Raw genomic sequence first — 10,147 nt, 5'->3', positions numbered from 1 at the left:
TGAGTTGCTGAACCATGACCGCGCTGGCGTGGTGTGGGTGCAGGCTGGCGCGCTCGGCGTACAGCGTCAGCAATTGCTGCTGTAGCTGGATCTGCGAAACCAGATGCCGCACGCGGTGGCGCGGGTCTTCCAGCAGCACGCCGCACATGCGCCGTTGCCGAGCGGCCTCCAGCACGTCGACGACGGTGGGCTGGGGCTGCCAGAGATCGGCTTCATCGGCGTTCGGTGTTTTTCCTCGCAATTGCTCCAGCAACGTGGCGAGGCCATCAGCCCAGGCGCTGCTTTCAAACGTTGCAGGTAACGCAGGTGTGGCGCCTTGCTCCCACTGATCAAGACAGGCCTTGGCTTCGGTTTTGCGTTGCGCCGCGAATTGCCCCGAGAGGTCGCACGCATAACGCCCAGGATGCTCCAGCACATATTCGAAACCGCTTTGGCGTGCCCGTTGCGGGGCGATCAGGCTGACCGGAAAGGCTCGCGCGGCCAGGTTGCGCCAAGTGATGCTGGCCTTCGTCGCGGCATCGGACGCTTGTGCATCCCATGCATTGAAGCGACTGAAGGCTTCCAGCATGGCCTGCCCGTCGGGCTGCTGGTCGAAAAGCGTTTCAAACGTCTTGCTCTCGCATCGTAGCTCCGGGCTCTGACACCGCTGGGTGCGCAACGTCGGGTCTTTCTCCAGACGTTTCAGGCGTGCAGCGCTGAGCTGGATTTCGCTGAAACACAGTTGCACGGCTTCGGCAGGTTGATGATTCCAGGTCGCGGGCAGCCAGATGTCGCTGAGATCGACTCCGCTGGCCTGTCGGTAGTCGCTGCTGAGTTCTTGGTTCTGGCGATACGCCTGCAGGTCGATATCGCGGTAAGTCGTGAGTTCTTCGTCCTGCTGCACCTCCAACTCCCGCCAGAGACGATCACGGTAAAACACATAGACATAACCGCTGCGGCACAGCACCGGCGTGCCGAGGTCATAGCGGCTGCGGGTGCCGGGCAACGCGGCGAAAGGCAGGACCGGCACGATCTGATTCCACTGCGCTTCCAGTTGACGCGGGGTGACACGCACGGCCTCCAGCAACGGCAGGCGAATGGGCGGGCCTTGGCGGGTGGCAATCTCCAGCCACAATTGGTGCTTGAGCTGTGCCGACCAATCCCACACAAACAGTTCGCTGTGGACGCTGGTCGAACGCTCGGTTTCGCACGTGGCCTCATCGGTCAGGGCCTGGAGAGGTTCGACGCCCGACTGATCAACGATCAGCAGTCGCTGGTTTTTCGAATGTCCCGTGCCAATGACCTGAACAATCAGCTTGTCGCGCTCGCAGCCGGGGCCACTGGTCAATTTTCCGAGGCGCGTCATGACTGAGCCTGCGTGCAGTGGGCGCTCAGGAAGGCACTGATGTCTTCACTGTCGTCGATGCCCTGAGTCAGGGCTTGCGCCATCAAGTGGGTCGCCTGCACAAATGAATGCTGGGGATGTTGCCGCCACCAGTGATAGAGAAACTGTTCATTGCGCTGGCGCGTCAAGGCCTCTTCCTGGGCGACGCTCAGCACCATTGCCCGGTGTGTCCGTTCAATGCGCCAGTCGTTCGCGTGGAGGTTGTTCAACTGCTGCCAGCCAGCTTCGCCCGTCGCTTGAGTGGCCCACGTCGCACCCAACCAGCGCAGACGATTGATCGGGCCGAGCCACAGGCTGAGGTCTTGCGCGGTACACGCGGCAAAAAAATAGCTGGCGACGGTCGGGTTGCTGTAGCGCAGCACGCCTTTGCGTTGCTGGTCGAAGTTGACGAACAGCATTTGGCGTAAATGCGCGAGTACCGAAGGCGTGTCACACGTGCTTTCGATCAGCAGGCCGGGCCATTGCGCCGGGGTTTGCTCGATCGCCTGAGTGAGCGTTGGCTGGTTGTTCAGCCTGACCAGCAGGGGGCTTTGCTCGGCGAAGCCGTTGAGTGAAGTGCCGGCGAACAGCTTCTGGGTGTCGGGATGTGTCGACATGCTGTAAAGGGTTTTGAGCTGAGCGGCAGGACGCTCCAGCAAAATCCAGGTGTTCATGAGCGGTTTCCATAGCCCAAGGCTTTGCGGCATTGGCAGTCGCTCAGCGGGCAGTCCATTGGCGTTCCACCGCTGGGCATCTGGCAGAGTTCGATCAGGGCTTCGTCGCCGAGCAGTTGTTTGAGCAGTGCGGTTGAAACTGTTTCACGGAGTGGCGGTTCGCTTGTGTCAAGCGCCACCGGGTTCGCCGCCATGAGCGGCATCGGTGCACCGCCCACTTGAATGGTTACACTGCTGAAAACCCCTGCCGAATTGATCGAGATCCACGCGCCACCGACCTGGATCGTGACGCTGGCGCCGCCATCGATGACGATGTTTTGGCCGGCACTCAGGTGCACCTGCTGTTGAGCGCTCAACCGATGGTTGGTGGCGCGAATATGGCAGTCGCCATGCACGGTCAGGTGGTCTTCTTGCCTGATTTCCGTCAGCCGGTTGCCGTGGGTGATGCGCTGTTCTTCGGCGTGCAGTTCATGACGGGCGTTTCCTGCGACCACGATGCTGCGCTGGTTGTCGACTTGAATCCGTTCGTCGTTGAGCACGTGTTGTGTGTAATCGCGCTGGGCACGGACGGAAATTTCCTCGGCCCCTTTGCGATCTTCGATGCGCAGTTCATTGAATCCTGCGCCGCCAGGGCTGCTTTGGGTTCTGAAGGTGCTACGGGTTTTCTCGGCGGGGAGGTCGAGCGGGGGACGATTGGCGCCATTGGCCAGGCAGGCGACGATCAACGGTTTGTCCGGGTCGCCCTGATAGAAACCGACGATCACTTCCATGCCGACGCGGGGGATCAACACGCTGCCATAACGGTCGTGAGCCCAGCCGCTGGCGACTCGCACCCAGCAACTGGAGTGATCGTTGTGGTCGCCGTCACGGTCCCAGGGAAACTGAACACGAACACGGCCGTATTCGTCGCAGTGGATTTCTTCGCCGGGTGGGCCGCAGACCACGGCATGCTGATAGCCGTTGATCGTGGTTTTGGGGTGAGCGAGCGTGGGCCTGAAAGGGGTGTTCCACGGTGTAGCGAGAAAGGTGTTGCGGTAGCCTTGGGAAAAGTCGTCGCTCGGGGCGCTGGTGATCGACTCTTCCAGCACTTGCGGTTGTTTCGCGGTGTGGATGACTTCTGTCAGCAACCACAAATCGTTCCATTCCTGGCGCGGGTGACCGGTCAGGGGCAGGAAATGGCCACTGAGCAGCATCGGCTGATCGCTGCGTCCAGTGGCTTGCCGATAATCGCTGCGGTGCCGTTCAAGTGCTCGTCGTGTGCGGTGCTTGCCGTGTTCGCGGTCGGTGAATTGGCCGGGAAAGCCGTAGTCTTCGAGTCGCAGCGGCGAAGGATCTTTCACGCCGCTCTCCAATTGCAGTAGAGGCTTTTCGAAGTCGTAGTCGCGGCGAGTCACGCCAGTGGGGCGGGTTTCCATGGCGAGGGTGAAGGCGTTGATCACCGGGGCATCGGCGACCATTCCGCTGTCTTGCAGGTAGGGCGTAGCGCGGGCCAGTCTAGGAAAGACCGTTTGATCATCGCCGAACACCAGCACATGCCCCTCGCGGCGGTGCTCAAAGTGGTAATGCAGGCCTTCCTCTTCGCACAGTCGCTGCAGAAAATTCAGGCAGCTCTCGCCGTATTGGACGCAGTAGTCCCGTGGGCGGTAATCGGTGCCGAGGGCGAAGCGGTAGCCATCACGCAGGATGCCGTGGCTTTCCAGGACCTGGGCGATGATCTGCGGCACGCTCAGTTTCTGGAATATTTTCTGGTCGAAACGGTGGCCCAGCCAGGCCAGGCTTGGCATCAGGCTGAGTTGATATTGGGTCAGGCGTTTGCCGGCGTCGCCCTGGCCGACGCTGTAAACCTGGCCATGAATGCCGGCGCCGTGGCGGTCGAAACTGAGAAAAGCCATTCGATGCAGAAGGCTTTCCAGATCCAGATCGGGACGTTCGCTGACCAGTTTCAGATCAAAGCGAAAGGGTTGGCTGATGGCTTCCTTGCCGGTGAACTCAAGGACTCGCAGATCGTGGGCAAACCCCTCGATGTCCAGGAGGAAAGAGGCTTGGTTGGCAGGGCCGAACATCACACATCCCTAGTGCTGATTTAGAAGGGCGGGACTGTGAATGAGTGAATGCGGGGTTTATGCAGGTCAAATCTGTTTCTGGTGTAGGACGAGTCATTTTGCTGATGAGGATTTTTCTTGGGGAAGGTTTCCTTCATCTGAGCCCGCCAAAACGCAATTGGAGCGCATTCAGTCCGCCAGGCGGGCTGCCGTGACAGCTTGATTACGTTATACTCGCCGGCTTTCAAAAGTTCGCCAACGAGTGCTGCCCGTCATGGAAATCAACCCGATCCTTAACAGTATCAAGGACCTGTCCGAGCGCTCCGAAACTATTCGGGGGTATCTTTGACTACGATCAAAAGCATGAGCGTCTGACTGAAGTCAATCGCGAGCTTGAAGATCCGGCTGTCTGGAACAACCCGTCGTACGCTCAGGAACTGGGCCGCGAGCGGTCGCTGCTGGCGCAGATCGTCGAAACCCTCGACGAAATGCACAGCGGTCTGGCCGACGCCAAAGATTTGCTGCTGATGTCCGCCGAAGAAGAAGACCAGGCCGCCGTCGATGACGTCGCTGCCGAAGTCGAGCGCCTGCGCGAGTCGCTGGAAAAACTCGAATTCCGTCGCATGTTCAGCGGTGTGATGGACGCCAACAACGCCTACCTGGACATCCAGGCCGGCTCCGGCGGTACCGAAGCCCAGGACTGGGCCAACATCCTGTTGCGCATGTACCTGCGCTGGGCTGACAAACGCGGTTTCGACGCGACCATCATGGAACTGTCCGCCGGTGAAGTCGCCGGGATCAAGGGCGCCACGGTCCACATCAAGGGCGAATACGCCTTTGGCTGGTTGCGCACCGAGATCGGCGTGCACCGTCTGGTGCGCAAGAGCCCGTTCGACTCCGGCAACCGTCGTCACACCTCGTTCTCGGCCGTGTTCGTGTCGCCGGAAATCGATGACAACATCGAAATCGACATCAACCCGTCGGACCTGCGCATCGATACCTACCGCTCCTCGGGTGCCGGTGGTCAGCACGTAAACACCACCGACTCGGCCGTACGGATTACTCACGTACCGACCAACACCGTGGTCAGCTGCCAGAACGAACGCTCCCAGCACGCCAACAAAGACACCGCGATGAAAATGTTGCGGGCGCGCTTGTACGAGCAGGAAGTGCAGAAACGAAACGCCGCCTCCCAGGCCCTGGAAGACACCAAGTCGGACATCGGCTGGGGTCACCAGATTCGCTCTTACGTGCTCGATGCGTCGCGAATCAAGGATTTGCGCACTAACATCGAACGCAGTGACTGCGACAAGGTGCTCGACGGCGATATCGACGAATACCTGGTGGCGAGCCTGAAACAAGGGCTGTAAAGGCGCGCGCTACAGGGTCGTCGTACCCTGTAGGAGCGAGCGATGCGGCGGCCCGACTTGCCCGCGAACCCCGGTGAATGCCGGGGGCAACGAACCTGTGATGGAATTTTTAAAGACATGAGCGACCTACAACTCGACCCGCAAGCCCTGCAACAGGAAGAAAACTCCCTGATCGCCCTGCGCAAGGAAAAGCTTGCTGCCGAGCGCGCCAAGGGCAATGCCTTCCCCAACGACTTCCGCCGCGACAACTACTGCGAAGACTTGCAGAAACAGTACGCGGACAAGACCAAGGAAGAGCTGGCAGAGGCTGAAATCCCGGTCAAGGTTGCCGGTCGCATCATGCTCAACCGTGGCTCGTTCATGGTGATCCAGGACATGACCGGTCGGATTCAGGTCTACGTCAACCGTAAGACCCTGTCCGAAGAAACCCTGGCAGCGGTGAAAACCTGGGACATGGGCGACATCATTGCAGCCGTTGGCACCCTGGCCCGTTCCGGCAAGGGCGACCTGTACGTTGAAATGACCGAAGTGCGCCTGCTGACCAAGTCGCTGCGCCCGCTGCCGGACAAGCACCACGGCCTGACCGACACCGAGCAGCGCTATCGCCAGCGTTACGTTGACCTGATCGTCAACGAAGAGGTGCGCCAGACTTTCCGCGTGCGTTCGCAAGTGATTGCGCACATCCGCAGCTTCCTGATGAAGCGTGACTTCCTGGAAGTCGAAACGCCGATGCTGCAAACGATTCCCGGTGGTGCGGCGGCCAAGCCGTTCGAGACTCACCACAACGCGCTGGACATGGAAATGTTCCTGCGTATCGCGCCGGAGCTGTACCTCAAGCGCCTCGTTGTCGGCGGCTTCGAGAAAGTGTTCGAGATCAACCGCAACTTCCGTAACGAAGGCGTTTCGACGCGTCACAACCCTGAATTCACCATGTTGGAGTTCTACCAGGCGTACGCCGACTACGAAGACAACATGGACCTGACCGAAGAACTGTTCCGCGAACTGGCGCAGCTGGTTCTGGGCAGCACCGACGTGCCGTACGGCGACAAGGTGTTCCACTTCGGCGAACCGTTCGTGCGTCTGTCGGTGTTCGACTCGATCCTCAAGTACAACCCTGAGCTGACCGCCGACGACCTGACCGACATCGACAAGGCTCGCGCCATCGCCAAGAAGGCCGGCGCCAAGGTGCTGGGCTTCGAAGGTCTGGGCAAATTGCAGGTGATGATTTTCGAAGAACTGGTCGAGCACAAGCTGGAGCAGCCGCACTTCATTACCCAGTACCCGTTCGAAGTGTCGCCGCTGGCCCGTCGTAACGACGAGAACCCAAGCGTCACCGACCGTTTTGAACTGTTCATCGGTGGCCGTGAAATCGCCAACGCCTACTCCGAGTTGAACGACGCGGAAGACCAGGCCGAGCGCTTCATGGCGCAGGTGGCCGACAAGGACGCGGGCGACGACGAAGCCATGCACTACGACGCCGACTTCGTTCGCGCGCTGGAGTACGGCATGCCGCCAACGGCCGGTGAAGGTATCGGCATTGACCGTCTGGTGATGTTGTTGACTAACTCACCGTCGATCCGCGATGTGATCCTGTTCCCGCACATGCGGCCACAAGCGTAAGTGTTTCGATAAAAAAGCCGCCTATAACAGGCGGCTTTTTATTGCCTGTCTGGTACAAACGTATCAAATGGTTACTTTTGAAGTAAGAGAGGACTACCTGTCGTGAACCGTGCAATTGCTCAAGAAGGTGCAGCGGGCATCGCCACTGCGGTCGCTGAAAGCGTTCAGTACCAGGGTCGCAAGGCCAGCCGACAGGGTAGCGAGCAGCGTCGACAGGACATTCTCGATGCGGCGATGCGCATTGTCGTGCGCGATGGCGTGCGGGCCGTGCGTCACCGTGCGGTGGCGGCAGAGGCCGGCGTGCCGCTGTCGGCCACCACTTACTACTTCAAGGATATCGATGACTTGCTCACCGATACCTTCGCCCAATACGTGGAACGCAGCGCCGCTTTCATGGCCAAGCTGTGGGTGAACAACGAGGGCCTGCTGCGCGATATGGTGGTCAGTGGCGACGGCAGCCCCGAGTCGCGCTCGCAACTGGCCGACGACATTGCGCGGTTGATGGCGGACTATGTCCACCGGCAACTGATCAACCGTCGCGAACACTTGATGGCCGAGCAGGCGTTCCGTCAGGAAGCGCTGCTGAACCCGCGCCTGGCGCTGTTGGTGCGCTCCCATCAGCAAATTCTGCTTCAGGGTACGTGCCAGCTTTTCGAGGTATTGGGTTCGCGCGAACCGCAACAGGATGCCAAGGTGTTGACGGCGATTATCGGACGGATGGAATATCAGGGCCTGCTCAACGACGCCGAGCCTGTCGCCGAAGCCGAAATGCTCGGTATCCTCAATCGTTACATGCACCTGGTATTGGCGTCGGTGTAATCCTGGGTGCACCGCGACCCTGTAGGAGCGAGGCTTGCCCGCGAAGGCGGTTTAACATTCAACAGGTATGTTGACTGACACTACGCCTTCGCGGGCAAGCCTCGCTCCTACAGGGACGGTGAGCATTCGGGGATCTGTGTTCATAGGGAGTGTTGAATGAAAGCCTGGCGTGTCGTTGTGATCGCCTTGTCGTTCCTGCTGCTCAGTGGCTGTCTGGTGACCTTCAAGGACCCACTGCCCGCCAGCGACCCCGCGCCCAAAGGTCTGCTCGGCAAATGGACCAGCACCAACGCCTGGGGCGAGCCGATGAACCTGGAGCTGACGCGTCTGGGCGACAATCGCTATCAGGCGGTCAGCTACTTCAAGGCCAAGCCCAAAGAGCGTGAAGCCTATCCCTTTACGGTGTCGCGCCATGGCAGCCGCTGGTACCTGTCGGCGAAGGTCCCGGCGCAATTCGGCGGGCATTTCACCCTCTTCGGTTTTGAACTCAACGATAAGCACGAATTGGTGGTCTACAACCTCGATCTCGAGCAGATCAATCAAGCCCTTGGGCAAAAAGTCCTGAGCGGCGAAGGCTTCCAGACCGATGATGGCGACGGCGTGTTGATCAATAACAGCATGGACCAGGTCTTTGCTTACCTCGATGATCCGGCCAATTCCGATGTCTTCGTCGAGGCGGCGCGCTATCAGCGCCTGGCCAAAGCCAAAGCTAAAGTTAAATAAAGCCAGCACATAACGGTTTTTCTACAGGAGTTTCGGGTGGACGATTACCAGCAGACGATACGCATTTTGTCCGATCGCATTGTGCTGGCGCAGACGCCGATTCGCGTCCTCGATGCGGTCAAGTGGGACGACGGCATCCGCAAGGGTTTCCTCAAGGCCAAGGGCAAGGAAATGCCGGCGGTGGACCGCGACTATTACCTCAATAGGCCGCTGTCGTTTGATTCGAGCAAAGTGAAGCTGGAATTCCAGAACATCGAGCGAGACATCACCCGTCAGCTCGGCCAGTTCAATCCGGTCGGCCAGATCATGCGGCGCATGTGCAAGGAGTATCGGATGGTGGTGCGCATGCTCGAAGCGCGCGGCACCGAGGATTTCGGGCTGATTTCCCAGGAGTTGTACGGCGCCGCGTCCGACGCGTTCCACGCCGGCGACCCGACCCTGTCCGACCTTGGCCTGATGCTCTCCGATTACCTGAACAACATCGATGGCCGGGGTGACCTGAAGGACGAGCCGAAAATCCTCACTGCCAAAGAGGCCGTGCATTTATTGCAAACCCGGCTGAGCAAGGTGTTTGGCGAAGCCGAGGAAACCATTCGGGTGTTCGAGTCTGACGGTATCGTTGCCGATGCGGCGGCCGGCGCCGACTACATCAAGATCCGCACCGACGCGATGTTCAACGAACGTGACGTGCGCGCCCTGGAAGTCCATGAAGGGCTGGTGCACGTGGGCACCACGCTCAACGGGCTGAACCAGCCGATCTGCACCTTCCTGTCAAAAGGCCCACCGTCGTCGACGGTGACCCAGGAAGGACTGGCGATCCTGATGGAAATCATCACCTTCGCTTCCTACCCGAGCCGCCTGCGCAAACTGACCAACCGCACCCGTGCCATTCACATGGTGGAGGAGGGCGCGGACTTCTTGCAGGTCTTCGAATTCTTCCGCGAACAAGGCTTCGAAATGGCTGAAAGCTACGGCAACGCCAGTCGGGTTTTCCGTGGTTCGATACCGACCGGTCTGCCGTTTACCAAAGACTTGTCCTACCTCAAGGGCTTCATCATGGTTTACAACTACATTCAGTTGGCCGTGCGTAAAGGCAAGCTCGAGCAGATTCCGCTGCTGTTTTGCGGCAAGACCACGCTGGAAGACATGCGGACCTTGCGCCAGTTGGTGGACGAAGGGCTGGTGGTGCCACCGAAGTATTTGCCGGATCAGTTCCGCGACCTGAACGCACTGTCGGCGTGGATGTGCTTCTCCAACTTCCTCAATCACCTGAGCCTGGACCGGATCGAAGCGGATTACTCGAACATCCTGTAATCACCACAAGACCTGTAGGAGCGAGGCTTGCCCGCGAAGGCGGTTTAACATTCAACATCTATGTTGACTGACATATCGCTTTCGCGGGCAAGCCTTAATGCCAGTCAGTTAAGAAATTGACTTGCCCGCCCAGCAGTAATAGAAACGGGCTTATGTTTTTATGAGCCCGCTTCATGTCCCTACAAAACGCCCTTCAAGAAGTTACCAAACTCAATCCGATCT

Annotated in this window: 8 protein-coding genes; 5 read left to right on the top strand and 3 right to left on the bottom strand. The window is 59.3% G+C overall.

The window, feature by feature from the left end; translation table 11 throughout:
- From EYC95_RS29610 to EYC95_RS29600, 3 genes are all read right to left on the bottom strand, one after another.
- A partial coding sequence (locus EYC95_RS29610) for a toxin VasX (RefSeq protein WP_371928448.1) occupies positions 1-1,345 on the bottom strand: 1,345 nt, incomplete at its 3' end.
- Positions 1,342-2,037: a DUF4123 domain-containing protein gene (locus EYC95_RS29605; protein ID WP_165557533.1), complete on the bottom strand. Its 696-nt coding sequence runs from the start codon at positions 2,035-2,037 to the stop codon at positions 1,342-1,344. The genes EYC95_RS29605 and EYC95_RS29610, both read right to left, overlap by 4 nt.
- On the bottom strand, positions 2,034-4,100 hold the full coding sequence (locus EYC95_RS29600) for a type VI secretion system tip protein VgrG (protein ID WP_131063479.1): 2,067 nt from the start codon (positions 4,098-4,100) through the stop codon (positions 2,034-2,036). The genes EYC95_RS29605 and EYC95_RS29600 overlap by 4 nt, the downstream gene beginning before the upstream one ends.
- Positions 4,101-4,353: 253 nt before the next feature.
- On the opposite strand from EYC95_RS29600, the gene prfB reads away from it, so the two are divergent.
- From prfB to EYC95_RS29575, 5 genes are all read left to right on the top strand, one after another.
- A protein-coding gene (prfB, locus tag EYC95_RS29595) for a peptide chain release factor 2 (RefSeq protein WP_131063478.1) occupies positions 4,354-5,449 on the top strand; the annotation gives its coding sequence in 2 pieces (ribosomal slippage) (positions 4,354-4,425 and positions 4,427-5,449; 1,095 coding nt in all).
- Between the two features lie 117 nt (positions 5,450-5,566).
- Positions 5,567-7,069 (top strand): lysine--tRNA ligase, encoded by a 1,503-nt coding sequence (gene lysS, locus EYC95_RS29590; RefSeq protein WP_131063477.1) that lies wholly within the window; start codon positions 5,567-5,569, stop codon positions 7,067-7,069.
- A 102-nt stretch (positions 7,070-7,171) separates the two neighbouring features.
- Positions 7,172-7,888, top strand: a complete 717-nt coding sequence (locus tag EYC95_RS29585; protein WP_131063476.1) for a TetR/AcrR family transcriptional regulator — start codon at positions 7,172-7,174, stop codon at positions 7,886-7,888.
- Between the two features lie 156 nt (positions 7,889-8,044).
- Positions 8,045-8,611: a hypothetical protein gene (locus EYC95_RS29580; RefSeq protein ID WP_131063475.1), complete on the top strand. Its 567-nt coding sequence runs from the start codon at positions 8,045-8,047 to the stop codon at positions 8,609-8,611.
- Between the two features lie 36 nt (positions 8,612-8,647).
- On the top strand, positions 8,648-9,925 hold the full coding sequence (locus EYC95_RS29575; RefSeq protein ID WP_131063474.1) for a flavohemoglobin expression-modulating QEGLA motif protein: 1,278 nt from the start codon (positions 8,648-8,650) through the stop codon (positions 9,923-9,925).
- Positions 9,926-10,147: the final 222 nt, after the last annotated feature.

This window comes from Pseudomonas sp. BGI-2 (genome assembly GCF_004310295.1).
GTDB lineage: Bacteria > Pseudomonadota > Gammaproteobacteria > Pseudomonadales > Pseudomonadaceae > Aquipseudomonas.
This window is presented reverse-complemented; position numbering and strand designations above follow the sequence as displayed.